Annotated in this window: 23 protein-coding genes and 1 pseudogene; 12 read left to right on the top strand and 12 right to left on the bottom strand. The window is 64.9% G+C overall.

Annotated features, from left to right (window positions below):
• Window positions 1-244 precede the first annotated feature (244 nt).
• The 5 genes from H0921_RS10765 to H0921_RS10745 all read left to right on the top strand — a co-directional run bounded on the left by H0921_RS10765 (window position 245) and on the right by H0921_RS10745 (window position 6756).
• On the top strand, window positions 245-1399 hold the full coding sequence (locus H0921_RS10765; protein ID WP_194538089.1) for a homospermidine biosynthesis protein: 1155 nt from the start codon (window positions 245-247) through the stop codon (window positions 1397-1399).
• A gap of 35 nt (window positions 1400-1434) precedes the next feature.
• Window positions 1435-2568 (top strand): S1 family peptidase, encoded by a 1134-nt coding sequence (locus H0921_RS10760; protein ID WP_194538088.1) that lies wholly within the window; start codon window positions 1435-1437, stop codon window positions 2566-2568.
• 70 nt (window positions 2569-2638) lie between these two features.
• Window positions 2639-3796, top strand: a complete 1158-nt coding sequence (locus H0921_RS10755; protein ID WP_194538087.1) for a sialidase family protein — start codon at window positions 2639-2641, stop codon at window positions 3794-3796.
• Between the two features lie 451 nt (window positions 3797-4247).
• Window positions 4248-5324 carry a S1 family peptidase gene (locus tag H0921_RS10750; protein WP_194538086.1) on the top strand — a complete coding sequence of 359 codons (1077 nt, stop codon included), beginning with the start codon at window positions 4248-4250 and terminating at the stop codon, window positions 5322-5324.
• Window positions 5325-6021: 697 nt separating this feature from the next.
• Window positions 6022-6756, top strand: coding sequence for a hypothetical protein (locus H0921_RS10745; protein WP_194538085.1), 735 nt, complete (start codon window positions 6022-6024; stop codon window positions 6754-6756).
• Window positions 6757-6903: 147 nt separating this feature from the next.
• Here the strand turns inward: H0921_RS10745 and H0921_RS10740 are convergent, their stop codons facing one another.
• The gene (locus tag H0921_RS10740; RefSeq protein ID WP_194538084.1) at window positions 6904-7572 is read right to left on the bottom strand and encodes a hypothetical protein; all 669 of its coding nucleotides are present in this window, start codon (window positions 7570-7572) and stop codon (window positions 6904-6906) included.
• Window positions 7573-7622: 50 nt separating this feature from the next.
• Window positions 7623-8594, bottom strand: a complete 972-nt coding sequence (nadA, locus tag H0921_RS10735) for a quinolinate synthase NadA (RefSeq protein ID WP_194538083.1) — start codon at window positions 8592-8594, stop codon at window positions 7623-7625.
• Window positions 8595-9244: 650 nt separating this feature from the next.
• Here nadA and H0921_RS10730 point away from each other — a divergent pair.
• The 4 genes from H0921_RS10730 (at window position 9245) to H0921_RS10720 (ending at window position 12415) form a co-directional block, all read left to right on the top strand.
• A complete protein-coding gene (locus H0921_RS10730; RefSeq protein WP_194538082.1) occupies window positions 9245-10564 on the top strand; it encodes a hypothetical protein in 1320 nt (439 codons plus the stop codon).
• Between the two features lie 389 nt (window positions 10565-10953).
• Window positions 10954-11400, top strand: a complete 447-nt coding sequence (gene ndk / locus H0921_RS10725) for a nucleoside-diphosphate kinase (protein WP_194538081.1) — start codon at window positions 10954-10956, stop codon at window positions 11398-11400.
• Between the two features lie 337 nt (window positions 11401-11737).
• Window positions 11738-11860 carry a hypothetical protein gene (locus tag H0921_RS18220; protein WP_261345471.1) on the top strand — a complete coding sequence of 41 codons (123 nt, stop codon included), beginning with the start codon at window positions 11738-11740 and terminating at the stop codon, window positions 11858-11860.
• Between the two features lie 18 nt (window positions 11861-11878).
• Window positions 11879-12415 (top strand): hypothetical protein, encoded by a 537-nt coding sequence (locus H0921_RS10720; protein WP_194538080.1) that lies wholly within the window; start codon window positions 11879-11881, stop codon window positions 12413-12415.
• Between the two features lie 61 nt (window positions 12416-12476).
• Here the strand turns inward: H0921_RS10720 and ruvA are convergent, their stop codons facing one another.
• Together ruvA and H0921_RS10710 are read right to left on the bottom strand one after the other, a co-directional pair.
• Window positions 12477-13106 carry a Holliday junction branch migration protein RuvA gene (ruvA, locus tag H0921_RS10715; RefSeq protein WP_194538079.1) on the bottom strand — a complete coding sequence of 210 codons (630 nt, stop codon included), beginning with the start codon at window positions 13104-13106 and terminating at the stop codon, window positions 12477-12479.
• Between the two features lie 221 nt (window positions 13107-13327).
• Entirely contained in the window at window positions 13328-14869 is a 1542-nt protein-coding gene (locus H0921_RS10710) for a LysM peptidoglycan-binding domain-containing protein (RefSeq protein ID WP_194538078.1), read from the bottom strand.
• Between H0921_RS10710 and H0921_RS10705 the strand changes: the two genes are divergently transcribed.
• Window positions 14868-15176: a hypothetical protein gene (locus H0921_RS10705; protein ID WP_194538077.1), complete on the top strand. Its 309-nt coding sequence runs from the start codon at window positions 14868-14870 to the stop codon at window positions 15174-15176. The genes H0921_RS10710 and H0921_RS10705 overlap by 2 nt on opposite strands.
• Here H0921_RS10705 and rsmH read toward each other — a convergent pair.
• The gene (rsmH, locus tag H0921_RS10700) at window positions 15154-16083 is read right to left on the bottom strand and encodes a 16S rRNA (cytosine(1402)-N(4))-methyltransferase RsmH (protein ID WP_228499416.1); all 930 of its coding nucleotides are present in this window, start codon (window positions 16081-16083) and stop codon (window positions 15154-15156) included. The genes H0921_RS10705 and rsmH overlap by 23 nt on opposite strands.
• A 266-nt stretch (window positions 16084-16349) precedes the next feature.
• Between rsmH and H0921_RS10695 the strand changes: the two genes are divergently transcribed.
• The gene (locus H0921_RS10695) at window positions 16350-17846 is read left to right on the top strand and encodes a hypothetical protein (RefSeq protein ID WP_194538076.1); all 1497 of its coding nucleotides are present in this window, start codon (window positions 16350-16352) and stop codon (window positions 17844-17846) included.
• 224 nt (window positions 17847-18070) lie between these two features.
• On the opposite strand, the gene H0921_RS10690 is transcribed toward H0921_RS10695, so the two are convergent.
• From H0921_RS10690 to H0921_RS10660, 7 genes are all read right to left on the bottom strand, one after another.
• Window positions 18071-18592, bottom strand: a complete 522-nt coding sequence (locus tag H0921_RS10690) for a peptidylprolyl isomerase (RefSeq protein WP_228499442.1) — start codon at window positions 18590-18592, stop codon at window positions 18071-18073.
• A 319-nt stretch (window positions 18593-18911) separates the two neighbouring features.
• On the bottom strand, window positions 18912-20102 hold the full coding sequence (locus H0921_RS10685; protein WP_194538075.1) for an alpha/beta hydrolase: 1191 nt from the start codon (window positions 20100-20102) through the stop codon (window positions 18912-18914).
• A 65-nt stretch (window positions 20103-20167) separates the two neighbouring features.
• Window positions 20168-20914, bottom strand: a complete 747-nt coding sequence (locus tag H0921_RS10680) for a hypothetical protein (protein WP_194538074.1) — start codon at window positions 20912-20914, stop codon at window positions 20168-20170.
• Window positions 20911-21540: a Fe(2+)-trafficking protein gene (locus tag H0921_RS10675; protein ID WP_194538073.1), complete on the bottom strand. Its 630-nt coding sequence runs from the start codon at window positions 21538-21540 to the stop codon at window positions 20911-20913. The genes H0921_RS10680 and H0921_RS10675 overlap by 4 nt, the downstream gene beginning before the upstream one ends.
• Before the next feature lie 191 nt (window positions 21541-21731).
• Window positions 21732-22532: a hypothetical protein gene (locus H0921_RS10670; RefSeq protein ID WP_194538072.1), complete on the bottom strand. Its 801-nt coding sequence runs from the start codon at window positions 22530-22532 to the stop codon at window positions 21732-21734.
• Window positions 22533-22697: 165 nt separating this feature from the next.
• Window positions 22698-23129, bottom strand: a complete 432-nt coding sequence (locus tag H0921_RS10665; protein ID WP_194538071.1) for an EVE domain-containing protein — start codon at window positions 23127-23129, stop codon at window positions 22698-22700.
• A gap of 135 nt (window positions 23130-23264) precedes the next feature.
• On the bottom strand, window positions 23265-24131 hold the full coding sequence (locus tag H0921_RS10660; protein ID WP_194538070.1) for an esterase/lipase family protein: 867 nt from the start codon (window positions 24129-24131) through the stop codon (window positions 23265-23267).
• 327 nt (window positions 24132-24458) lie between these two features.
• On the opposite strand from H0921_RS10660, the pseudogene dcd reads away from it, so the two are divergent.
• Window positions 24459-24998 (top strand): annotated as a pseudogene (gene dcd / locus H0921_RS10655) (dCTP deaminase); the annotation flags it as partial.
• Window positions 24999-25165: the final 167 nt, after the last annotated feature.

Genomic DNA, 25165 nt, shown 5'->3' with positions numbered 1-25165 from the left:
GACCTTTCGCTCCTGGCCGGACGGGTGGACTTGTCCGAATTGGCCCGCCCTTGTTCGGCCCTCTCCCCGGCCCGATGTCACTGCTTCCCCCTGCCCTCGGCCTATACTGTTCCATAACTACTGTTCCAGAAGTGCCGTGACGGCCATTATTGCTGTTCCTATTGCTGTTGCCGGACCGCGGATCAAAGGTTGGGTTTTGGCCCGCGGAGGCAAAGAAGTCCGGCGGGAGTCATGAGGACGGACCATGCATCCCCACAAGCCGCATTATGAGCGCCGCCCCGGCAATGCCAGCAGCCGGGAGTATTTGCAACGGATCAGCCGCCAGCGGATTGATCCGCCCCCGGTGACGCCGGAGATGAGCACGGCGGAGCTGATTGATGCCGCCTTCCTCTCGTACAACGCCGGTCGGCTGCGCGAGGGGTGCCAGCTTTTCGTCCGCAAGATGCTGGCGGAGGAGGGAACAGTCGGCCTGGCCCTCTCCGGTGCTCTGACTCCCGCCGGCTTGGGCATCTCCTGCCTGGTGCCCCTGGTCGAAGCGGGCTTCGTGGATTGGATCGTCTCCACCGGGGCCAATCTTTACCACGATACCCACTATGCCCTGGGGATGGAGTTGCACCAGGCCGGCCCCCACCTGCCGGATTATGAGTTGCGGGAGCATCAACTGATCCGGATTTACGACATCGTCTTCGACTACGAGAATCTCCTGGGCACCGATGCCTTCTTCCGGACGTTGTGCCGGGGACCGGCCTTCCAGCGCACCTTCAGCACGGCGGAGTTCCACCATCTGGTCGGCAAGTATCTCCACGAGCGGGAACAGCAGACGGGCCGCGGCGGCAAGAACCTCCTGGCGGCCTGTTACCGTTGCGGCGTGCCGGTCTTCACCAGTTCCCCCGGGGATAGTTCCATCGGGATGAACCTGGCCGCCTTGCAGCTCGAAGGTTCCCAGTTACGCCTCGATCCGCTGCGGGATGTCAATCAGACGGCGGCCATCGTCTGGGAGGCCAAGTCCTCCGGGCGGACCAGTTCCGTGCTGATCCTCGGCGGGGGCAGCCCCAAAAACTTCATGCTGCAAACCGAGCCGCAGATTCAGGAGGTTCTCGGCTTGACCGAGGCGGGCCATGATTACTTCCTGCAATTCACCGATGCCCGGCCGGATACCGGCGGCCTGTCAGGTGCCACCCCCAGCGAAGCGATGACCTGGGGCAAAGTCGATCCGGACAAGCTGCCCGATTCCGTGACCTGTTATGTAGACAGCACCATCGCCCTGCCCTTGCTGACGGCCTACGCCCTGGCCCGCCATCCCCGCCGGCCCCTCAAGCGCTTGATCGATCGCCTGCCGGAGTTGACGGCCCGCCTGGAGAAAGAGTACGCTGCCGTCCGCGCCCAACGGGGGGAATGATTCCCCGCCTGCCCTGGGCTTGGAAGGGTATTTCTATGACACGCTGGCTTTCCCTCTTGGTCCTGGCAGCCAGTGCCGTTGCTTTGACCTGGCCCTGCCCTGCTCCCGCGCCGCAACCGGCCCCCGCCGCGCCCCCGGAGCTGCCTTCCGCCTCGGCTGCTCCTCCGGCCCGTACCGCGGCGGATCGTGCCGATGCTCGCCGACCCGCCCCTGCCCCGCCGACGCGCCCGGAACCCTGGTTCGTCGATGATGAACGCTTCTACCAGCAGTTCATCGCACGCCTGACGGAGCTAGCGGAGAAAGGGGAGTGCCTGCCGACGGAGAAGTTGCGGCAGCAGTGGCAGCGGGGTGGCAAGGCCGCCTGCAAGCTGGCGCCGCCCGCCGCCGAACAGCTCAGCCCGCACGAGGTGTACCGCCGGGCTTTGCCCGCCGTCCTGCTCCTGGGAAGCGTTTACCCGGACGAAGACGGTACGTGGGTGGAAGGGATGTATGCCACAGCTTGGGTCGCCGCCGCGGATGGCATTGTGGTCACCAACTGGCACGTCTTCAGCGAGCTACAAGAGGGGGAAGTGTTCGCCGCCGCCGATTATCAGGGCCGGGTTTATCCCGTGAAGGAAATCCTTGCAGCGGACAAAGCAGCGGATGTCGCCATTGTCCGCATCGCCGCCCGCGATCTGACCCCCCTACCCCTGAGCCGGGACTACGCCCCCGTCGGCAGTTGGGTCGCCGTCCTGGGACATCCGGGGGACAATTTCTACGTTTTTACCACCGGCAGCGTGACCCGTTACAGCACCCAGCGCAACGACGACGGACAGCAGGAATCCTGGATGGGGGTAACCGCTGAGTTTGCCGGCGGCTCCAGTGGCAGTCCAGTGCTCGATGCCCGCGGCGCGGTGGTCGGCATGGCCGCCCTGACGCTGACCCTGGAAGACCAGGGCGGAAGCGCCCGGCACCCCCACCCCTCCGTTCGCCGCTTCCCCGCCCTTCCCCCCACCCCCTTCTCCGTCCCGCGCGCCTTCCGTCTCCCGTCTAACAAATCCCTGGGCCGACACTCAGACGATGACAAACCCATGCCACCGGCTGGACCCCCGCAGCCCCCCGCCGTCCAAATGATCCTGAAAATGGCCGTCCCCGCTCCCCACATCGCCCGCCTCTGCACCGAACCTTGACGGGCCGGCCATCCGGAGGAAACTTTCCTCTGCACTCAACCCTCGCCGAAAACGCTGGAGGACACCTGCCATGCGGTCCCGCCTGCGCCTGCTTCTGCCCCTGGTTCTGCTGGTGGCTTTGTCCCTGGACTTCCCCACGTCAGGGACAGCTCAGCCCCCGACCCCCTCCCCGGCTCCGCCCCCCGCTGCGGACGAACCCCAGAAGACCGTCCTCTTCGCCGCCGGTCAGGAGGGCTACCACACCTTCCGCATCCCCTCGCTCTTGGTCACCCCGCAGGGTACGCTCTTGGCCTTCTGCGAAGGCCGGAAAAAGGGCAGCGGCGATAGCGGCGACATCGACCTGGTGTACAAACGCAGCACCGACGGCGGCAAAACCTGGGGACCCCTCCAGGTCCTCTGGGACGAGGGGGCCAACACCTGCGGCAACCCCTGCCCCGTCGTCGAGCGCCAGAGCGGCACCATCTGGCTGCTCATGACCCACAACCTCGGCAGCGACACAGAAGCCGCCATCGTCAGCGGCAAAAGCCGCGGCAGCCGCACCGTCTGGATCACCTCCAGCCGTGATGACGGACGCACCTGGAGTCCGCCGCGGGAGATCACGGCGGCGGTCAAAAAGCCGGAGTGGAGCTGGTACGCCACCGGACCCGGGGTCGGCATCCAACTGCGCAGCGGCCGACTCCTCATCCCCTGCGATCACAAAGCCGATGGCGGCAAGACCCGCCGCTCCCACGTCATCTACAGCGACGACGGCGGCAAAACCTGGCACCTCGGCGGCAGCACCGGACCCGATTGCAACGAATGCCAGGCTGTCGAACTGAGCGATGGCACCATCCTGCTCAACATCCGCACCTACCGCCCGCAGCACTTCCGCCGCCTGATTGCCCGCAGCCGCGACGGGGGAAAAACCTTCTCCGAACCCGTCGAGGACCCCGCCCTGGTCGATCCCGTCTGCCAGGCCAGCCTCATCCGCCTCTCGGAGCGCGGCGATGAACTCCTCTTCTCCAATCCCGCAAGCACGCGCCGCCAGCGCTTGACCGTCCGGCTCAGTCCCGACGGCGGCAAGACCTGGCCCCACGCCCGCCTCCTCCACGAGGGACCCGCCGCCTACTCCTGCCTGGCCGTCCTCCCCGATGGCACCTGCGCCTGCCTCTACGAAGCCGGCACCCAACACCCCTACCAAACCCTCACCTTCGCCCGCTTCTCCCGCCGCTGGCTCACCCAGCCCTGAGCCTCCCCGCCCTTCCCCTGCCTCCCGTTCCTGCTGGAAAACGCCAAACTTCCCCATCACCAGGGCGGAGCATTCCCCATCACCAGGGCGGAGCATTTGATTCCGGCATGGGGCGCTCGGTTCCGGCCTCGCTGGCTGCTGCCGGGCATCCCTAGCCACCCCCTGCCCTGCACCCGGACGCGGATAGCTTTCTTCCGAAACTGTCCAGCTTTGGGAACAACTTACCTTTTCAACCCTCTTTCTTTTCGGGAAAACATGGAAAAAATCTCAAGGAAATGATCCGGCTCACGAATATCGTGGATAGACGAGCTTGGATTTGTATGTCGGCTCCCAAGGATGGTCCGCCCGCGGGAGGTGATTCTTCCCCCGGAGCCTGACCCCTTCGAGGATCGCTCCCACGAGCGGCAGACGCGCCAGGGATGGCAGGACCCTGAATCCGGGAGGTTCGCCCATGTACCGCCTGCTCTCTGTCGCTTTGGTCCTCGGTGTCGCCGCCAGCTTGGGCCTGGCCCAACCGCAAGCCCTCCAGGTGTACGACCGCTGCATCGACGGCGTCGTCTACGTCGAAACGGTCCTCCGCGAAGGACTGTTCCGGGATGAAGTCAGCCAGGGGAGCGGCTTCCTCATCGATCGCCGCCGCAAACTTGTCGTCACCAACTACCACGTCACCCAGGAAAAGGAAAAGGACAAAATCCTGGTCCTCTTCCCCGTCCGCGGCCTCTTCGGCGAGGTCATCTCCGAGAGAAAGTATTATTTCGATAATGCTCCGCGCCTGATCAAAAACCGCTTCTTCTCCAGAGCACGCATCGTCGCCCAGGATAAGGACAAGGACCTGGCCATCCTCCAGCTCGACCAGATTCCCGACTCGGCCAAGGAGCTGCCGCTAGCCCGCTTCGATCCCAAAGCGCAGGATACGCTCCACATTCTCGGCAATCCGGCGGAACGCCCCCTGTGGCGCTGGGCCGCGGGCACTCAGCCGGCAGTGGGGCAGATCGACGCCCGCAACCGCATCCCCAACATCGCGGTGCGCAACAGCAAGGTGATTCTCTGCTGCTGTGCGGCCTTCAACGGCAACAGCGGCGGGCCTGTTCTCAACGATGACGGCGAGGTCGTCGGCATTGCCTCCTTCAACGGCGGACCCGGCGGCATCCTCACCGGAGCGATCCACTTCGCGGAAATCCGCGACCTCCTCGATTCCATCGTCCTCCATCGCGTCTTCAGCGTGGAAAACCCCACCCGCTTCACCCTCCACTACCAGGTCCGCTGGGGAGAAAATGGCGAATGGGAAAACCACGCCATCAAGCCGCACACCTACACCGTCCACTGGCTCAAGGGACCCTTCGACCAAATCCCCTATATCAAATTCGACGCCTCCTTCGAGGAAGGGTATCAGGAGAAGAGTTACAAGCTCGCTTATTACACCCGCCAGTTGGGCCGTGGCGTCAATCCCTCCCGCGATCTGGACGCGATGGAGTACATCTTCGCGGTGGACAAGGAGGAGATGAAGATCGACCTGCTCCGCAAGTGACACCCGCCGGTCGGCCCCGCCTCGGGCGTCCCCAGCGTATTCCCCCGTCTGTTACGCCAGCCTTGCTCTCCATCTCCCCCTATCTGTCGCTGCAACCCCTGCGGGTGGCTGAGCGCCTCGCCTGGCAGGGGTTTCTGATTGGAGCCGCCATTGGCCGCGGCTGCCATCCCGCTCTAGAACGCCGGATTGCTGTGGGTCAAACGACGCTCCCGACCGCTCCGCTTGAGTCCATTTCCCTTCCTTCTCCTCACCGCTTGGCTTGCTTGAGCTTGCCCCTTTGCCAGTGCCGGGAGCGATGTCGGGAGACTGACAGGATGCCCAGGACGATGCCAACCGCCCACCACTTCCCCTCACGGGTCGAATTGTCAAGCGTGCAGACACCGTGTCGATTTGCTATCCGATGAATTTTTTGCATTCAGAAATGAATCACCAATGATATTCCTCTGTCAGCAAAAATGTACGTAAAAAAATGGATTTTTTTCTGCAATTCGATTTGTAGTCCTTTAGGGACGCAATACCATAGATGTAGTCGAATCAAACGATTGAGTTTTCTGCTGAGCAATTTATTGCCTAGCAAAAAATTCAAACGTATCTTGGTTCAACAGCTTATTTTTCAGTCCGGACGTTACGTCGGGGAGAGTCGCGGCTCCCCACTCAGACGTTCCACCTTGACCGCGCACCTTGGGGAGGAAGTACCATGTTCGCCCACGTTCGCCGCTTTGTGCTGTTGGCAAGCCTTGCGACTGCCCTGACGTTGTCCCAAACTGCCTCAGTGCAAGCGGGACCGATGACTAGCGATGTCCAAGCGATTACCATCCCACCACCGCCGCCACCACCGCTGCCACCACCGCCGCTAACACCCGTTTTCACTAACGCCACCGCCGCGGCAGGACCCTTCTCCGGCAACGACAAACCCACGGATTTGCTCGACCGGTTGAATAACCAGAACTTGTTCAATACAGGACTTACCACCTGGACGTTGATCGGCTCTTCCGATGACACGAACAACGGGCCGTTTACCTCCAACCCCTCGGCCACATCGGGGCAGATCCTGCTGGATAATCCGATCAACGGGCCGTTTGTGATTGCTGTCAAAGGGGGCGACAGTTACGCCGCTTATTACTTTGACAACTCTTTCAGCAATGTCCTAGGGTTTCTCTTCACGACGGCGGGATTGCAGTCCGTGGGGAGTGGCAATCAACCCAACTTGAGCCACATGAGCCTCTACATGCCTCAGAGTGGTGGCGGTGGTGGTGGCGGTGGTGGCGGTGGTGGCGGTGGTGGTGGCGGTGGTGGCGGTGGTGGTGGCAACGGCGGTGGTGGTGGCACCGGTGATCCCATCCCCGCACCGGCGACGCTCGTGGTGTTCGGGCTGATGCTGGGGGCGTTGGGGTGGCGGCAGTGGCGTGCCCAGCGCCAGGCCCAGGATTGAGCACGCGACAGCCGAGCTGCGAGGCAGAACCACCAGCCTGGCAAGTAGGAAGAGTCGCACACACGGGGCCACGGCCTGCCGTTGGCGGGTCGTGGCTTCGGCGTTTGGGGAAGGTGCCGGGCGGGGCAGGGGGGTGCTCACCGGTTGTCAGCGGATGAGGTGGAGCTGGTCCCAGAGGGCGGGGTCTTCGCCGACGGGGAAATTCCAGTCGAGGGCCAGGAACTGGTCGCCGAGTTCGTGATCGCGGACGAGGAAGAAGAAGCCGAGGTGGGGGGATTCCTCCGGGTCGTAGCCGGGCAGGGCGGGTGCGGGGAGGAAGGCCTGGAGGCGGTAGTCGTGGCCGGTGGGGAGGGAGTAGCGGCGGATGAGGCCGAGTTCGGTGCGGGGCAGGGGGGCGTCCTGAAGGGCGCGGGGGATGCGTTGGGCGGTGAGGCCGGGTTGGTCCCGTTGCGGTCCGCAGCCGGTGGCCAAAAGGATCAGGTGGTGGCAGTAGCGGGTGGCGCGGCGGCTGGAGCCGACAGGCCGGGTGGCTAGCCACAGATGCAGGCCGTCGCAGGAACCGGGACGTTCCTGGTCCCCTTGCAACCCCTGCCGCTTGCCAGTGACGGTCAGTTGTACGCCCAGCCCTTTTTCGTTCCATCCCAGGCGGAGTTCGGCATAGGGGCGCTTCTCTTCCAGGGCGGCGTGGGCCTGCACGATGCCGCTAGCGGGCAGCTCCAGTAGCTCGGCGGTGGGGTCGTCCAGCCCACGAGGCATATCCGCGACGTAAGGGCAGGGGTGGGATAGGCGGAGCATCAGACGGGGGGAAGGCAGCATGGTGCACTCCTGGCGTGAGTCCGGCCGGCACGTCCTGGGTGGGGGAAATGTCAATCTCCGGCGGGGGGATTGGGCGCAGGCGGCTGAAGCAGGCTGCGCGTCAGGACCTCGCGCGCGCGGTCGAACTCCGGTTGCCAGAGAATCTCCGGGGCGAGGTTCCGCAGGCAGTCCCGGACTTTCTCTAGCGTGTTGCGGGCCATGTGGGGGCAGCGATTGCAGGCGCAACTGATCCCCGGCACCGGCAGATAGGTGTGCTGCGGATAATGCCGCTGCAACTCCCAGATCATGTTCGCCTCGGTGGCCACCAGGAAGGTGGTGGGCTGCGCCTGGCGGGCGACGAACTGCCGCATCGCCTCCGTGCCGCCGACAAAGTCCGCATGCTCCAGGATGTTCTTCGGGCATTCCGGATGGGCGATGGTCTTCGCTTGCGGGTAGCGCCGCTGCATCTCCAAAAGGTCCGTGAGACTGAAGACCTCATGGACCACGCAGGCACCGTCCCAGAGGATCATCGACCGGCCAGTCACCTCTTGCAAATACGCCCCCAAATGCCGGTCCGGGACAAAGAGGATTTCGTAATCCGCAGGCACCCGGTCGCGCACGACCTCCACGGCATTGCCGCTGGTCACTACCCAGTCCGAAAGCGCTTTGACCGCCGCCGAGCTGTTGATGTAGCAAACCGTCTGGAAGCGCCGCCCGTTGGCCCGGAGCATCTCCTGATAGCGCTGCAGTTTGTCCGCCGGGCAGGAATCCACCAGACTGCAACCGGCCTGCAAGTCCGGCACCAGCACCCGCTTGTCCGGGTTGAGCATCTTGGCCGTCTCGGCCATGAACACTACGCCGCAGAAGACGATCACGGGGTTGCGCACCGCGGCGGCGGCCCGTGCCAGCTTGAGACTATCCCCCGTCACATCCGCCAGCTCCTGAATCTCCCCTTGCTGGTAATAGTGGGCCAGGATGATCGCCTCGCGTTCCTTTTTGAGTGCCAGAATCTCCGCCGTCACATCGTCCAGTACCGCGGGCATGGTTCGCTCCTCCTCGGTTCGGGCGGCGGCGAGCCGGTCGGCCTCTCCCGCAGCGCCCCTGCACCGGATGACCCCTTCGCCTCCCTCCGCCTTCGGTTCCGCGGGTGCCTTTCTATCATCTTACGCATTCCGTCTTCTCGCAACCCTCCTGCCGCCAGCGGATTCTGGCCTTGGCCTGCACCGGGTTCTGCGCCTTGGGTTGCAAGCCTTCCGCAAAAGGTTGGTCCTCATGCGTGGGAATCCCGGCGATGATCCGGGCAGCTCCAGGACAGGACGGGAACTGCTGGGGGAAAGTCCGGGTCAACGCCTGGCCGAGGGGGGGGGCAGAAGACAGGCGAGACTTGAGGAAAATCGGCTTGCAATTTTTACAAACACGACGAGGAGGCCGCTATCCTCGTTACCGCTTGTTCTGGAAGTTGAAACAGGTGTGAATCCTAGAGGCGGCGTTTTAGGTTTCCCAGTTAGATTCGTTCGGAAATCGAGGGCAAATTGTGGCGGAAATGGGCGGCGGGATTTCCCTGGAGGCGGTGGCGCGTTCATATAAGTGAGAGCACTCAGGGAAGGCACAGTCGTGGGAGAGCGGCGTGAGGAAGGCCGCTGCGGCTGTGACCCGAGTGAGGCAACCCGGAACTCAAGGGGGGTCAAAACCAATGAAAGGACGATGGTTCAAGAAGTGGCTGATGGGAGGCGTGTGTGCCGGTTTGGCGTCGCTGGCGTTCGGAGATGCGGAAGCGTTTGCCGACGGCTTGTCCAGCGCGCCGGTAGCCGCCCAACAGCCCGCTGCGCCTGCCCAGCCATCTGGCAACAGCGGTCAGGCTGGCAGCGGCTGGATCACCCAGAAAATCCAGGTCACCGAACTGGTCCCGACCTGGGTCGAGGAAACGGTCACCGTCATGCAGCCGCAGCAGCGGGAGGAAACCTACACGGCCTACCGCCTCGAGTACGTGCCGGAAACCGTCACGCGGCAAGTGGTCCGCTACCAGCGAGTGACGGAGACGGTCACCGAGATGCGCACTGTCGTCGAGCGTGTGCCGGTGCAAAAGCAGGTGACGGTCATGGAGCGTGTGCCGGTCCAAAAGCAGATCACCGTCATGGAGCGCCGCCCGGTCCAGAAGCAAGTCACCGTCAATGAGGTCCAGTACAAGCGCGTCCTGGTGACGGAGATGCGCCCCAAGACGGTGACTCACAAGGTCTCGGTTCCCGTGACAGTGGAGCTAGGCCCCACTCTGGCCGACCGGCTGCGGAAAATCTGCGATCCGTGCTATGAACCCTGCCCGCGCACCGTGACCATCTGCAAGACGGAAAAGCACAAGGAGACGATCTGCGAGCCGGTCACCGTCTGCAAGAAGATCGCCGAGTGCGTGCCGGTGACCAAGACGATCTGCACCTACGAGTGCGTGCCGGTGACCAAGACTGTCTGCGCTTACGAGTGCCGGCCCGTGACCAAGACGATCTGCACCTACGAGTGCGTGCGCAAGCAGGTGGCCTGCCCGGTGACCAAGGTCAAGTGCGTGCCGGTGTGCGAGCAAGTGACCTGCGTGGTACATGTGAAAAAGTGCGTGCCGTATGAAGCCAAGCGGTGCGTGACCGTCTGCGTGCCGGTTGAGCAGAAGGTCAAAGTCTGCAAGCTGGTGCCGAAGGTGGTGGAGAAGGAAGTGAAGGTGCCGGCTCCGGCCCAAGCCCAGGCCGCTCCGTGTCCCCCCAGCGCCCCCTGCGCCCAGCCCTGCGACCGGCCCGGACTGCTCGATCGCCTGCGGGCTTTGCTGGCCAAGAAGCGCTGTGCGGAACCGTGCCCGCCGGCCTGCGAACCGGCTCCGGCTCAAGCTGCCCCCTGCCCGCCGCAACCCTGCGATCCCTGCGCCGCTCCGCGCCGCCGCCTCTTCGATGGCCTGAACCTCTGCCGCAAGGCCAAAGACGACTGCTGCCACGCTCCGGTCGTCGCGGGTGCCGCCGCTGGGTGCTCCAAGTGATACCCCCCCTCCGGGAGAGCGGCTGACAGGCTTGCTCCCAATCCACCCCCCCGCGAAGCGTCCGACCTCCCCAAGTCGGCGCTTCGTTTTTTTGGCATTCCTCACCTGCTGTCTGCTTTTTCATGTGGCCGTTGGGCCACTCGGTGCCTATCTCCAATCCCGCCGGGAAGATCAGCGAGGCTAGCCGGACTCAGTGTGGAGGAAAGCCGGATTCATCGCCAGGGAGAACGCCCAGGGAAACCGGAAGCCTCAATCCCAGACAGGGCAGCGGAATAAATAGACCATAAGATCATACCAACAGGGGGGAAGGAGCGCGGGCGAGACGCCGCTTCCCAAAAAGCTCTCAGCGCCGGGGAAGAACCTGCACGCGACTGGAGGATGAACTGCCCATGCAAAAGACGCTCGTTCTGCTCAAGCCGGATGCCGTCCAACGCCGCTTAGTCGGGGAAATCATTGGCCGCTTCGAGCGCAAAGGCCTGCGCCTGGTCGCTTTGAAAATGGTGCAGGCGAGCCGAGAACTGGCGGAGCGGCACTACGCCGTCCATCGCGGCAAGCCGTTCTACGAAAGCCTGCTAGCGTTTCTGACTAGCGGCCCGACCGTGGCGATGGTCTGGGAAGGGCGGGAAGCGGTGAGCGTCGCCCGCTTGCTCATGGGCCTGACCGACGGCGCCCGCTCCGCCCCCGGAACCATCCGCGGAGACTTCGGCCTGAGCGTCCAGAACAACCTCATCCACGGCAGCGACAGCCCCGAAAATGCGGAAGCAGAAATCGCCCTCTGGTTCCACCCGGAAGAGTTGGTGCACTACACCTCCAGCGACGCCGCCTGGATCGGCTGATTCCTCGAGCCAGTGTAGGCTCGAATTCGTTATGACCTTTTTTCTTCCTAACTCCTCATCGACCTGAGTGCTCATCGACCTGATCTTCTCGTCGCACCGCCGTAGGGCTTCATGGTTCCGGTGTTCCCGGATTATAGCTCCGTGGCGGTCCTGTGCCAGTTGCCCTGTGAGTCGGAATGAATTGGCCTTTCGTGGCAGGGGAGGGGTGTGGTAAAGGTGGGGCGGCTGTTGGAGAGGCAGCGGTTGCGGCAACGACGTGATACAGGCTGGACAACTCCATCCGTTTCCGAAAGGAACGTTGGGCCACAGAGTCGCATTTCAGAGAAAGGAGGCAAGGATGCCTCAAGGCAGAGCGAGGATAGGCGGTCGGCGGTGGTGGGGGATTTTCCCCGTGGCTGGTCTGGTCGGCGGGATGGTGCTGTGGTTCGCCCTTACACCGGGTCGATCGGGGGCGGGGTGAACGCCGGCGGGCTGCCCGGTGCCCGGTGGTCTGCCGGGGTGGATGCCGGGGAGTAACGGGGGGCTGCTCGGAGCGGGTCCGGGTTGGTCCGGGATGCCTCCAGCGGTGCTGGCTCCGTTGCCAGCGAATTCTGGCCTGCCTGCGGGGATGCCGCCGGGGCTAATCCATCCGGGGGCAGGGGGTAGCCCTCGTTCGCCGGGACTTGCCGGGCTGCCGCCTTCGGGAGGAAGCCGGCCGCCGGCCGGTGTTGCCGGAACGGCTTCGGGAGGAAACGGTTCCCGCCCGCCGACTGCCGCCGCGGTGTCACCGCCGCTCGGAAAAACGCCGCGCTCTCCTGCTTCGCTGCCAGCGGCTGAGATGGTGCTGCCGCCTTTGCCTCCGCCGGAGCATTTCGGCATCCGCCTGGCAGGGGAAGCGCCGTCCTTCCTTGGCTCGGCGGCCTCTGGCTCGGCTGGGGTGGAATCGGCGGGAGCCGGGATGTCTTCCTCGCTCGTGTTGCCGCCTTTGCCTCCGCCGGAGCATTTCGGCATCCGCCTGGCCGTTCCCCGGCCCTAACGGCGCTGGTCGCTTCTGGACCGGACGATCTGGAGGGCAGCGGCTGCTTTCTTCATTGATCCTAGGAGCTGCTGCTGTAGATGAAGGTGAGGGCCTCTTCGACGGAGCGGAAGGATTTACCGCTGGCGAGCAGGATGTCCAGGCGCTGGCGGGCTTCGAGGGGACTATGCCCGAGTGCGAGAAGGGCCTGATACACATCGTCGATCATCTGACTGTCAACGCGCGAAGCGGAGTCGCCGGTAGCGGCGGCAGTGTCGCGGGTAAAGGCTAGCCGGGTGACTTTGCGCTTGAGGGTTGCCACGATCTGCTCGGCAGTGGCTGCTCCGACGCCGGGCAAGGTGCTCAGCCAAGACACATCCTGGCGGCTGATGGCGTCGGCGATTTCGTGGCTGGGTCGGGCCATCGCCTTGAGGGCTTTTTTGATCCCGATCTTTTCCACGGTGCAGAACAACTCGAACAATTCCAACTCGGCCTCGGTGTGGAAGCCGACCAGGCGGGGGATGAAGCGGTTGCCGCTGCCGACCCCTTCGAGATATTCCAGCGTGTGCAGGGTGACTTCCTGACCGAGGCGGTTCTGCAACTGCCGCCGTACCGTTTCGGGTACCAGAATCTGATACTCGAGCGGTCCGACTTGCAGGCGAACTTCCTCGTCCAGCACGCGGTTGAGCACGCCGGTCATCCGAGTGATCATGGGGACACCAGGGTAACGCCACGGAACGCCGCGGTCGGTAAGGCCACGGACTGTCCCGGTTCCAGGGAAAGCCCGGCAGGAGCCAGCCGTTCGGCTTGCAGAACTTTCCCCTGGATCGGGTGGTGGATCGGATTTGTTTTAGAAAGGCGCAGGACCGAGGGAAACCGAACCCAGTAGCGGGTAGAACCGGACAGAGGCGCGGACACCCACGGTGCACCCTTTCAGTTTCCCGGAAGGCGGGCATCCGCTGGCAGCCGCAGTTCCGTACCCGCCGGCACGCGCGAAGCGTTCACTTCTGGATTGAGGTCGTAGATTTCCACCCAGCGCCGCTCGTTGCCCAACAGTTGCCGGGCGATGGTCGGCAGGCTGAGGCCGTCGGTGGGGACCCGATAGATTTTGAACCCTCCTGGTGCGGCACTTGCGGGGCCGGAGTGATAGGTTGGCGCGGCGGCGTTCCACGGGTCCGTCGGCACCGCTCGCCCCGCCGGCTGCAACCCCGCGGGAGAGGAGTTGCCCCCCGGACCAAAGGAAGCTGGTGACATACGGGTGGCATCGCCTCCCAGGCGGCGCAGGATGTGAAGCGGCGGGATGTCGATGGCCCCGCTGCCGTGAAGCGGCTTGTTCCGGTTGTATGCCCGCAGCGCTGCCGCATACCGCCCATCCTGGTAGAACTCCCGGCTGATCGACTCCCACGTGTCCCCAGGCCGCGGTTCGTAAATGTCCACATCGTAGGACGTCGTGGGCGGCCGCTCCGCTACGGCGGGTGGGTTTTCCGTGCGCCCTGGAGAAGAAGAAGCGGCGGTCGGAAGCGAAGGCATCCCAGCGGTCGGCTGCTCCAGCGGGCGTGAGCTATTGCGGGAGGCCTCGGCGGATTGGGGTAAAGTCAAGCGGGCGCCGCGATCGTTTCCCCCGGCGGCTGCGGGAGTCGAGCCGGCGTTTCCTCCAGAAGGCACAAGCGGAGGGGCGGGCGGCGGACTGGCCGGACCGGCATTCGCAGGAGGCGGTGGCAGCACACTGGCAGCGGGAGGCACTGGCAGGGCCGAGGGATTTTCCCCTCCTGCGGGCGGAGCCGGGGAGGGCGGCTGAGTATTTTCGCTTGGGGCAGGCGGTGCCACCGACGGCGGCCCAGGCGGCGCGGAAGCGCTTCCTGCTGATCCCGTGGAAACTGGCCCGGCAGAAGAAGCAGACGACGGCGGCGTGCTGGAAGGCGGCGCCGGACTGAGCGAAGCCGGAGGTGGCGGAGTCAGCGCCGGCGGAGCGACTGCGGGCACATCCCCACTCGGCGGAGGCACCGCGGGACTCCCCCCCGGCGACACCGGCGGCAACGGAATCGGCGGCGGAGGCGTACCGCTGGAAGGCGGCGGATCGCTGGAAGGCGGCGCACTCCTCCCGGCTCCAGGCGGAACACCCCCGGCGGGAATCACCGGCGGCACAGGCAGCGCTGGTGGCGGCAGCCCCGCCCCGGCCTCCACCGGCGGCAGCGGTGGCAAGGCGTTGTCCATCGGCGGCGGCGCTACTCCTCCCGGCGGGGGGGCGGCTGTTCCCGAAGGCGCAGCGGCCAACGGCCCGCTCGGCGCCGGCAGCAGGCCTGGTGCTGACGGGGCGCTCGTCTCAGCTCGCGGAGAGCTGCCGGATGCAGGAAGGCCGAACGAAGATTGCGCCACCGCTTTCCCCCCGCTGCCGGGTTGGGTCTCGGCAGGCGGCGCTTCGCTCCGAGAGCTGTCCTCCGGCGGGACGGAAGAGGGAGGATAGAACAGGTACATGGCCGTAAAGCCTGCCAGCAAGCTGACGACCGCCACGCTGCCGATCGTCCAGCGTGAGAGACTGCGTCCTGCGGCGGCCTTTCCTGCGGCGGAACCGCTTGAGCTGGCGGAACTCGTCGGGCGCCGGCGCCAGAGCCGCTTCCAGGAAAAACTGCCAGCACGCGTGCTACTGCTGCTGGTGGGACTGCTGGGGGCCGGGTTCGAGGGAGTGACCATGCGATGCCTCCTTGCTGGGGTTGGGTGCCTGCTTCCTGCGGGTCCGGGTGTCGGGCGGGGGGCGGCCCTTACGGCGGAGCCGGGGAGCTAGTGCGGCGCTGGGCGGCCCGCAAGCGAGCACTCCGCGCACGGGGATTGGTCCGAATTTCCTCGTCCGTAGGCATGATCGGCTTGCGGGTGAGGACGTCCCACACTTCCGCCTGGCGAAACGCCTGCTTGACACGCCGGTCTTCCAGCGAATGGAAGCTGATGATGCCCACGCGGCCGCCGGGACGGATCAGGTCAGGCAGGGCAGCTAAGAGGCGCTCCAGAACCGCTAGCTCGTCGTTGACCGCGATGCGCAGGGCCTGGAAGGTCCGCGTGGCCGGATCGATCCCTCCCGACCGGGGCACGCAGCGGCGCACCAGCTCGGCCAGCTCCGTCGTTGTACGCAAGGGCTGCCGTTGCCGCTGCTCTACAATCCGCCGGGCGATCCGCCGGCTGTACCGCTCCTCGCCGTATTCCCACAGAAGTCGAGCCAGTTCCTGTTCTGACCAACTGTTCACAATTTCCTCGGCTGTCAAATCAGCGGTCGGGTCCAGGCGCATGTCCAGAGGGCCGTGCTGGCGGAAGCTCAGGCCGCGCTGCGGGTCCTCCACCTGGTCGCTGGCGAACCCCAGGTCCGCCAGCAAGCCGTCCACCCGCTCCAGGCCCAGTTCGGCGAGGAGTTGCGGCAGGCGATCGAAGCGGGCGTGGAGGAAAGTCACGGGGAGACCGGCCAGGCGTGCGCGGGCGATCGCTAGCATCGCCGGGTCCTGATCCACCGCGATGAGGTGTCCTTGCGGACCGACGGCTTCGGCCAAAAGCCGCGCATGGCCGCCGCCGCCCACCGTCGCATCGACCCACACTTGACCCGCCGCCGGCGCCAGCCAGGCCCGCACTTCCTCCGCCAGCACCGGCACATGCCGCACCGGACGCTCCGAACCCATAAACTCACCCTTCCCCTCCGTCAACGCCATTTTGCCCTCCTCCTTCTGCGGAGATTCCGCCCCGCATGCCCCTTACTTCACCTCCCCGTCCCCGGATGGCGACCCCTGATCCCAGACTGAGGACCCTCCTGCTGAAGCGCCCCCGCACGCCCCCGGATTTGTTCTGGCCCGGCTGGGGGGAACCGGTTATAATGGCCAGCGTTTGACGGGAGCAGTCGGGAATCCGCGGCGTTCTTCGGCTTGTACCCGATCGCGCCTCACGTCTCTGATCTGACTGAAGGAAGGAGAATCCGATCATGACGGCATCCTCTCCGCGTCCGAAGGCGTCCGTCCGGCGCGCCGTGATCCGCTGGGTGCGTTTCCTCCTGCTGGGGCTGCTCATCTTCGTCGGGCTGCCGCTGCTGGCCTGGGGCATCGTCGGACTGGTGCTGCGCTACCAGGGGCAGCGAGAACTCCAGACCGTGCTGGCGGAGCTGGAGCAGAAGGACCCCGCGTGGAGCTGGGAGAGCTTGCAAGCGGGCCGCCCCTCGGTACCGCCGGAGCAGAATGTGATGGAATTGGTTCAGCGGATCGGCCAGCAAGTTTACCCCTTCGGCAAGCCGCCGCAGACCTGGGATAGCCATCACCCGGACTGGCGAGAGTATTTTTCCAGCGTGCCGCCCAATCATCGTTGGATTCCTTCTGCCGTTCAAGTCGTGCGTAGCGACCTCCAGAAATATCCCGAAGCAATCCCCATTGTCCGTTCTCTCAAAAATTATCCCCGCGGCTCGGTGAACATCACCCTGGAAACCAACCCCTTGGCGACCCGCCTGGAGTTCGCGCACTACTGGGGCGGCGTGCGGGAACTCCTCGGATTCGACACCTTGCTGGCTCTGGAGGAAGGGGACTTCCGCCGCGCCGCTGGCAACATCCAGGCCATGTTCCAGATTTCCCGCGTTATCGGGGACACGCCGTTCCTCATCACGAGCTTGATTGCCTGGGGCGGCTACCGGCTCGGCGTCGAGAAGCTGGAGCACTGGCTGGCTCAGGACAGCGCCCCGGAACAGCTTGAGCAGGTCCAGCGCTGGCTCGAAGACGTGCACGACGCCCTGAAGTCGGACCTGGGCTGGCGCAGCGAGCGGGCAAGCCACCACCTCCTCTTCGTGGCCCTGGAGCGGGGCCAGGTCTCCATCCAGGACATTCTCGGCCACGACATCCCCCACGGCGACTGGTACGCCTACCAGTGGCTGCGCGCCAGTGCCTGGTACCGCCTGCCGCGGGAACACGCCTACTATCTGCGGGCCATGACCCGCTGGCTCGAAGAGGTGGTGCACCGCCCGGTGGAGGAACGACTCGCCGCCGCGCGCGCCTTTGAGGAATCCCTCCAGGCAGACCCCCAAGCCTCCGCCGCTCCGCTGTCAGGCTACTTCCTCCGCTACACCGCCAGCCGCCGCCTTGCCACCGCCCAACTGCACACCCTGACCCTGATCCGCTGCGCCCAGGTCGGCCTCGCCTGCGAACGCTATCGGCTCAAACACCAGCGCTGGCCCGACCGCCTCAGCGACCTGACCCCCGAATTCCTGCCGCAGGTTCCCCTCGATCCCTTCACCGGCCAACCCCTTCGCCTGACCCGGACAGCGGACGGGATCGCGATCCACTCCGGTGCGCAGCAACAGGAGGGGGTGCCGCCCCTCCAGGGGGCTTACAAAACCGCGGGACTGCCCGAAGGCGTGCTCCTGGGCTTCCGCCTCTGGAACCCAGAACGCCGGCGGCAGCCGCCCCTGCCCGCCGAGGCCCCCATGCGCCCGAAATGACGCCGCCGCGGGGCCGGATACGCTGAGCACCACACGCGGGGAAAGCAGCCAGCAGAGACGGCCTGCCCCGCTTCCCGTCTCCCATCCTGACCGGAGCGATGCCCAAGCCGAGCTGTGGCCGGACTGAACCACGACGCGGCTGACCGGAGCGATGCCCTGTTCCCCCCGCCGCTTGGCCGCCTCGACTTTTCCCGGAAGCGACGGAGATTGGCCCGCTGCGGTCCTTACTGCTTCCGCCGCACGGAGAGGATGATCACGTCCTTTTCCGGCACATCGTCGTGCATTCCGCGGCGGGTCGTCTTGACCGCCTTAATCTTGTCCACAACATCCATCCCCTCGATCACCCGCCCGAAGACGCAGTAGCCGACTTTGTCCCGTGCATTGGCCCGATCCAGGAAGGTGTTGTCCTTGACGTTGATGAAGAACTGGGCGGTGGCGCTATCCGGGTCCGGCGTGCGCGCCATGGCGATGGTGCCCCGCAGATTGGACAAGCCATTGGCGGACTCGTTTTTGATCGGCGGGCGTGTCTTGCGCTCCTTCATCCCTGGTTCGTAGCCGCCCCCTTGAATCATGAACCCGTCGATGACCCGGTGGAAAATCGTGCCGTCGTAATGCTTGTCATCCACGTACTGCAAAAAGTTTTTGACGGTGATCGGGGCTTTGTCTTCGTACAGTTCGATGGTGATTGTCCCCATGTTCGTCTCCATGACGACGATGGGGTTGGCCGCCCGGCTCGTTTGCACCATGACCATGCCCAACACAGCAAACGTCAGGATCAGGATTTTGGCCGACAACATGTTTGGAACCTCCTGCGAAGGCGTCCTCCGGGCCGGCGCCGCACCGCCGCACCGCCTTGCGGCCCGGAGAAAGGCATTCTAGGAGCACGAGTGGCCACGAGCGATGGCTAGGAAGGAAGAGGGGAAGGGGAGTCCGCCCATTCCGCCAGCGACAGCTCGGAGCGGGCAGGGGAAGCAGCATCCGCCGGGAGTTCGTCTCGCGTCAGGGTTGGAGGACCTTTTCCTGCGAGGGAATGGGGAAGCGGCATTCGCCGGTGTCCGCTAAGTGTCAGGGTTGGAGGACTTTATCCAGCAAAGCGTCCGCCGCCTTTTGGGTTTCCGGGTACCAGCCGTGGTTTTTGTGTCGATCGCCGCCGCCCGGTTCGATGCTAACGAGGTGGGCTTCCGCCTCCTGACCGTAGAAGGAGCGCACGCGTTTCAATTCCTTCATCACGAAGGCGTTCTCGGCGACGGCCGGCGGGGTCCAGATGGTGTCGCCCAAGCACGTTTGGATGAGGTGGGGTCGCGGAGCCGCCAAGGCCAGGATGTGGAGGAAGTCCAGCGGCAGCTCGTCGGCTTGGCCGGCGTAGAGGGCCAATCGCGGAAGGTAGGCCGAGTTTTTGCCGGCCCAGCGCTGCGGGAAGAGCTGGTCTGTGCGGAATAGCCCGTAGCCGCACGAGGCGATGCCCACTCGGAACCGCGGTTCCAGCCCCAGCACGCAGTTCACCAAGAGGCCGCCCTGGGAGTGGCCCAGCACGCCGATGCGGTCGCGGTCCACCTCTGGCCGGGTTTCCAGGTAATCCACGCATCGCGTCACATCGTAGAGCATCAGTCCCAGCAAGGTCATAGGGGGGTGGCGGTCGAGGATCGGGGCAGCATCGGCCAGTTCAAAGCCGGTCCGTGCGGTGCCGCCGGCGGTGCGCTCCCCATAGCCGATGGCGTCGGGAGCGAGGGTGACGTAGCCGCGCTGTGCGTAGTAGAGGGCGTGGGCCAGCCACGGTAAAGTCGCTCGCACTCCGGCGGGTTCGTCCTTTCCCTGCGGGACCGTCTGGTGCAACACAACAATCGCCGGGCGGGGCGGTTTCGGAACCGTGGGCACGAACAGCCAGGCGCGAATCTCCGAGGCGTACTCGGCCTCCGAGGGCAGCGAGCGGAACCCCACCTTGTAACGGATGAACTGGGCGAACTCCTTCCGCTCCAGCACACGGGCTTGCAGCGGCGGCCGCTCCGATGGCCAGGGGCCGATCAGTTCCCGGAATGCCTGCTGATACAGCGCGCGCTCCTTGTGCCACTCTTCCAGCGTGGTGGCCGCCAGACGCCGGAGGGGCTTGCCGCTTTGCGGCGTCACAGTCGTCAGCTTGCCGAGCTTCCGCGCCCTCAGCCACGCCAGCGGGTCAAAAACGTCGTTCCCATCCGCCGCTAGCACTGGCAGCGCTAGCGCGAGTAGCAGCACGGCGAGCCACCGTCGCTGTCGGCTCATGATCGGTTTCGCTGTCGGACTGTGGGTGTTAGCTCATGATCGTTTGCGCTGTCGGACCATCGAGTTCACAGCAAGGAATAACGGCTGAGGTGCTCCGGGTAGTGTTCCCGCAGCAGGGCGAAGTAGGCGTACAGCTCCTCGGTGGAGAGGGTTCCCCGTCCGCAGGAACCGTTGGAACAACCGCCACCGTTGGAGCAACCGTTGGAACAACCGCCACCGTTGGAGCAACCGTTGGAGCAACCGTTGGAGCCACCGTTGGAGCAACCGCCGGAGGAACAACCGGAGGTGGAAGGAGTGGAAACCGGAGCCGGACGGCGCGCCGCGGTGCGCGAGGGAGCCAGCGGGGGAGAAAAGCGGGCCAGGTCCAGCACCTCGAAGCGCCAGCCGGTCTGTTCTTGCCAGGCGGCTGTCCAGGCGGCGGGATCGCGCTCGACTTGCGCCGGGGCAGGCAGCGTGTGGAGGATGCAGCAGTGGTCCAGGGTCGCTTCCGCATCGACGATCAGCCAGGGGGGCGCGTCGGCCTCGAAGAGGGGCAGCAGACGCTGGACGGTCTGATCCGCCTCCTGGGCGGCGTGCAGGTCCTCCGGCGTGGCCCGGCGCAGAATCGAGCCGCCCAACGGCGGGGCAGTGCGCGGCGGGGCAGAAGGGACGGTCCCCGTGGCCAGCGCCGGCACGAGGATTTCTCCCAGTTCCAGGCCGCGGGGAGTGCGCAGGAGGACCGTTGCGCCCCGCGGGTAGGCTTCCGGGGCTGGGAAGCTGCCGAGCCAGCCGAGTTTGCTGTAACGCACCAGGGATGGGTGGGGAGCCGTCACGCTGGGGATTCCTGCTCGAAGCCGAAGAAGTCCCGCATGTATTTATCATACTCCGCCTGGCCGAACTCGGAGCTGAGGTCCAGGCGCAGCTCGTTGATGACTTTGATGCTCAGGTCGCGGTGCCAGAGGTTCCAGCAGGCAGCGCAGATGTCGCGGGCGATGCGTTGACCCAGTTCATCGGGAAAAGGTGGGGCCGGTAGCGGGCGTGCCCGTTTCCCTTCCATGCAGCCGGGCCGCTGGCAGCGAAAGCCCCCTGGGCCGCCGACCTCCTCCGCCGCCTGGCTCGCTTGCGGGATGGCCGCCCCCAGTTGCACGAGCAGCTTCTCGATCGCCTCCTTGGGTACGCGGTCCCCGCGCTCCTGCGCCACCTGCCAGCCGCGCTGCAACACCTCGACCGCCTGCTCCTTCTGCCCCTGCTGCACCAGACATTCCCCCAGATGCTGATACACCCGCGAAAAATGGGGATTGATCTGCAACACCCGCTCGAAAGCGCGGGCCGCTTCGGCATATTGCCCGTCTTCCATCAAAATTTGGCCGAGGCGGAAGTGGGCCAGGTCGTCATCGGGGTCCCCCTCCGCCATGGCCCGAAAGCGAGCGATCTGTTCGGCACGTTCCGCAGGAGTCATGGCTTGGTACCTTCCTCGAAGTTTTCAGGACGATGGGCGCGTCGCCATTCGGTTCGGCAAGTTCCGTGGTTTGTGGATTCGGGGTTCCGCGTTTCGGTGGTTTGGCACTTCCGTGGTTTGTGGATTCGGGGTTCCGCGAGCGCTTCCACGGGGCGACGGCGTGCGGCGATTGTCTCCTTCCCCCCGGTGCCTCACGGAGCAGGAAGCACTGTCACCGGCAGTTCGACACGGGCGCTTTTGCCGCTGAGTTTATCCGTGACGGTGATGCGCGCGCTGAAGCGTCCGGGCCGATTCAAAAACAAAGGAAACTGCAAGGTGTAGATTGGCACGCTGGGGTCCAGGCCGCGATCCACCACCTGGCTGATGGCCTTGGCCAGCAAGGGCTGCCCTTTCTCGTCGAACACCTGGTATTCGTTGAGGGTGTTCGGCTGGCGGGTTTTGCCGTCTCGTTCAAAGCCGACGACCGAGAAGTTGATGAAGAGCGTCTGGCCGACGAAGGCCTGGGTCGGCGCCGGAATCTGCCGCTGCGGGTCGAACGTCGGATGGAGCGCCACGATGCCGAAGGCCGGCTTGAGCACTTCGAAGCGGGCCGTGAAGCTCGCCGTAGCTTTCGTCGTCGTGTCCGTCACGGTGACCTTGCACTGATACTGCCCCGGCGGTTGGTCCAATCCAACGGTGACGAAGGCCCGGGCTGGTATCACCTGCCCCCGCAGCGGCACGAAATCGGTCAGGTCCCGCGGGTTCTCCTTGAAGTACACCTTGCCCGCCGCGTCGCTGATCTCCATGGCCATGCGGTAGCGGGCGGTGCCGTCCGTGTCGATCATCAAGCCCACGATGTCGTAGCCAATGTACACGATGTCTCCCGGCAGGAAGCGGGCCTCCGGGCGCGGCGGGCCCATCTCCCCTACCGTGAAACGTACATTGCTGAGCTTCAATTCGCCCCCCTGAGCTGGGGCCAAACTCAGGGCCGCTGCTACTATTGCTGTCAGCATGACGTCACCTACTAGCCTGGGATCGCCTGGGGACACCCTCTGGACAGGAGGAACCGCTCCTCGACGGCCAGCTTCTCTTCTTCTTTTTCTTTATTGTTGCTACCGCCGCCTTCCCTGACCACTCCGGCGGGCGAAATACTCCGCGCTGGCAGGAGGGCGGGAAAATCAGCCGCGGCCCTTCTCCGCAGACGGCGAGCTGGCCCAGCGGGCGATCTTCTCCCAGATCGGCGGCGGCACCGGCATGACGGACAGCCGTCCCAGGCGCACCAGTTCCCACGCCGCGCAGGCCGGGTCCGCCTTGATCCGGCTCAGCGGTACCGGCTGCTCCAGGCGGCGCAGCGGACGCACCCGCACCATCCACCGTCGGCCCGCAGCGGCCCCCGGATCCCCCTGCGCATCCGCCACCGCTTCCAGAATCCCCACCACCGCCTTCTCCCGCCCCGTGTGATACAGATAAATCTGGTCCCCCCGCCGTACCTGGGACAAATACCGCAGCGCCAGCGGGTTCGTCACGCCGTCCCACTCCGTCTCCCCGTCCCGTTCCAAATCCGCGTAACTGTACTCCGAAGGTTCCGACTTGAAAAGCCACAGCCCCATTGCCGGTTCTCCTGAACTTTGGCCCACGATTCTCCTAGCAAGGCGTCGCAGGGAGGCAGGACATCTCACGGGTGAAGCCGTTCCGCCGAACGGTTCCCCCCTCAGCCGCCGTGTCTCAAGCTCAGCGATCGGTCCTCACGGTCGGCGATGTCTGCCCGGTTTGAGGAGGAGCAGCCGGACCGCCTGGTCCACTTCCTCCGGAGTCCAGCGGCGGAGTTTTTCGCGGGCCAAGCGGGCCACCACCTGAACGCTCGCCGGATGCATCAGCACCTCGAAGTGATTGATTTCCACGACCACAGCCGGCACCCCGGCAGCGCGGCACTCCGCCGGCCACTGGCTGTCCACATCCACCAGGCCGTCGCTCAGAAGCTTGGGCAGGCGCGCCACGACGCAGACCATCTCCATCGGCTTGTTCGGGTCCGCATCGACCGGCTGGGCCAAAGCACGCCGCGCTTCCGGGGTGAGCGATTGCACAAACGGCGCCTGAATCTTCGGATAGCCGAAAGGCAAGCGGGCCAGCAGAGCACCGGCATGAGGCGACGCCGTGGTGATCACCTTGCTCACCCGCGTCTGCGGATACGTCGCCACAAACAGGCGCGCCAGCACTCCGCCGGCGGAATGGCCGATCAACACGATCTCCCGATAGTCCGCCTTCTCCAGAAGCTCCACCGCCGCCCGCAGCGCCGGCGCCCGCGCCACCACATCCACCGGCGCCGTCTGAGCATAACCCAGGGCGAACACGTCGAAATCCTCCGCCAGGGCACGGACCAGCTCTCCCCGCGGCTGCTGCCACTTGTGCATCTCCGGACAGGCTGCCAGCGCCGGACGCACCGGATGCAGCTTCAACCCCGGAATCAGCACCACCGCCCGCTCCTTCGTCTTGCGCAGCTCCTCGCGCGCCGACTTCCCCTTCATGTCCGGGGCCACCTGCCACAGCTCCACTGGCACATCCGCCCCCAAACCGAACAGCAACGCCGTGATCGTCAGCAACCCTGTGGCCATCGTCCCTGCTCCTGAAAGTTCCCTGGCTACCGCGGGTTTCGTTTTCCGGCCCGAATCTTCCGCCGGAAGCTCATAAAGCGATCGTATCTATTATCCGAATTGTGACGGCTAAAGTGGAAGAGCAGTCTGTGCGGCCCTTGCGACACGCGCAATCCTCAGCGCACCAAAGCGCGGGCCAATTCAGCTTCCCTCCTAGCGAAGGCCCGGCCCGGCGCGGCTATGCTAACATGCCGAGCTTGGATGCCGTCATCGCTCCTGCGATCAGGAACTGGGAGCAGGATCCCGCTTCGGACAGCGGGATAGAGTCGCTCCCCCGGAGGGCCAGCCATGGGCGTTCTACCCGATTGGATGATCCAGCGGGATATCAAAATCGAGCCGTTCGCCGAGGGCCGACACCGCCCCGGTGTCATCTCCTATGGGGTGACGAGTTACGGCTACGATGTTCGCATTGGCCGCCGCTTCAAGGTCTTCACCAACGCCTGGTGTAGCGTGGTGGATCCCAAACATTTCGATCCCAAATCCTTTGTGGATATTGAAGCGGATTCCGTATTGATTCCTCCGAATAGTTTCGCACTAGCGGAAACTGTCGAATATATTGAAGTTCCGCGGGATGTCTTGTGCATCTGCGTGGGCAAGTCCACCTATGCCCGTTGCGGCATCATCGTCAATGTCACCCCGCTGGAACCCGAATGGCGCGGCAAGGTCACCGTGGAAATCAGCAACACCACGCCGCTGCCAGCCCGCATCTATGCGGGGGAAGGAATTGCACAAATCATCTTCTTAAAAGCCGAAGCTGTCTGCCATGTATCCTACGCGGATAAGAAAGGCAAATATCAAGACCAGGCGGGATTGACCTTACCGCGGGTGCCGGGAAGCAACGGCGAAGCGGAAACGCCCAAAGCGGCCGAGGACGGCCCCTCCTCCCACCGGCTCGCCAACCCCGGAACAGTGGCATAACCCACTGAACAGTTACATAGACGGATAATTAGTATATCATAGGATATTTGGGGGGACCGCTGCGAATCGCCGCGCCA

This window comes from Thermogemmata fonticola (genome assembly GCF_013694095.1).
GTDB classification, from domain to species: Bacteria; Planctomycetota; Planctomycetia; order Gemmatales; family Gemmataceae; genus Thermogemmata; species Thermogemmata fonticola.
This window is presented reverse-complemented; position numbering and strand designations above follow the sequence as displayed.

Bases quoted from the DNA above. Each gene is read 5' to 3' on its own strand.
- H0921_RS10665 (WP_194538071.1), bottom strand. From the start codon at position 23,129: ATGGGGCTGTGGCTTTTCAAGTCGGAACCTTCGGAGTACAGTTACGCG.
- H0921_RS10670 (WP_194538072.1), bottom strand. From the start codon at position 22,532: ATGCTGACAGCAATAGTAGCAGCGGCCCTGAGTTTGGCCCCAGCTCAG.
- H0921_RS10745 (WP_194538085.1), top strand. From the start codon at position 6,022: ATGTTCGCCCACGTTCGCCGCTTTGTGCTGTTGGCAAGCCTTGCGACT.
- H0921_RS10710 (WP_194538078.1), bottom strand. From the start codon at position 14,869: ATGTACCTGTTCTATCCTCCCTCTTCCGTCCCGCCGGAGGACAGCTCT.
- H0921_RS10685 (WP_194538075.1), bottom strand. From the start codon at position 20,102: ATGAGCCGACAGCGACGGTGGCTCGCCGTGCTGCTACTCGCGCTAGCG.
- ndk (WP_194538081.1), top strand. From the start codon at position 10,954: ATGCAAAAGACGCTCGTTCTGCTCAAGCCGGATGCCGTCCAACGCCGC.
- H0921_RS10695 (WP_194538076.1), top strand. From the start codon at position 16,350: ATGACGGCATCCTCTCCGCGTCCGAAGGCGTCCGTCCGGCGCGCCGTG.
- rsmH (WP_228499416.1), bottom strand. From the start codon at position 16,083: ATGGCGTTGACGGAGGGGAAGGGTGAGTTTATGGGTTCGGAGCGTCCG.
- H0921_RS10765 (WP_194538089.1), top strand. From the start codon at position 245: ATGCATCCCCACAAGCCGCATTATGAGCGCCGCCCCGGCAATGCCAGC.
- H0921_RS10730 (WP_194538082.1), top strand. From the start codon at position 9,245: ATGAAAGGACGATGGTTCAAGAAGTGGCTGATGGGAGGCGTGTGTGCC.
- H0921_RS10760 (WP_194538088.1), top strand. From the start codon at position 1,435: ATGACACGCTGGCTTTCCCTCTTGGTCCTGGCAGCCAGTGCCGTTGCT.
- ruvA (WP_194538079.1), bottom strand. From the start codon at position 13,106: ATGATCACTCGGATGACCGGCGTGCTCAACCGCGTGCTGGACGAGGAA.
- H0921_RS10660 (WP_194538070.1), bottom strand. From the start codon at position 24,131: ATGGCCACAGGGTTGCTGACGATCACGGCGTTGCTGTTCGGTTTGGGG.
- H0921_RS10755 (WP_194538087.1), top strand. From the start codon at position 2,639: ATGCGGTCCCGCCTGCGCCTGCTTCTGCCCCTGGTTCTGCTGGTGGCT.
- nadA (WP_194538083.1), bottom strand. From the start codon at position 8,594: ATGCCCGCGGTACTGGACGATGTGACGGCGGAGATTCTGGCACTCAAA.
- H0921_RS18220 (WP_261345471.1), top strand. From the start codon at position 11,738: ATGCCTCAAGGCAGAGCGAGGATAGGCGGTCGGCGGTGGTGGGGGATT.
- H0921_RS10690 (WP_228499442.1), bottom strand. From the start codon at position 18,592: ATGGTGCAAACGAGCCGGGCGGCCAACCCCATCGTCGTCATGGAGACG.
- H0921_RS10675 (WP_194538073.1), bottom strand. From the start codon at position 21,540: ATGACTCCTGCGGAACGTGCCGAACAGATCGCTCGCTTTCGGGCCATG.
- H0921_RS10705 (WP_194538077.1), top strand. From the start codon at position 14,868: ATGGCCGTAAAGCCTGCCAGCAAGCTGACGACCGCCACGCTGCCGATC.
- H0921_RS10740 (WP_194538084.1), bottom strand. From the start codon at position 7,572: ATGCTGCCTTCCCCCCGTCTGATGCTCCGCCTATCCCACCCCTGCCCT.
- H0921_RS10750 (WP_194538086.1), top strand. From the start codon at position 4,248: ATGTACCGCCTGCTCTCTGTCGCTTTGGTCCTCGGTGTCGCCGCCAGC.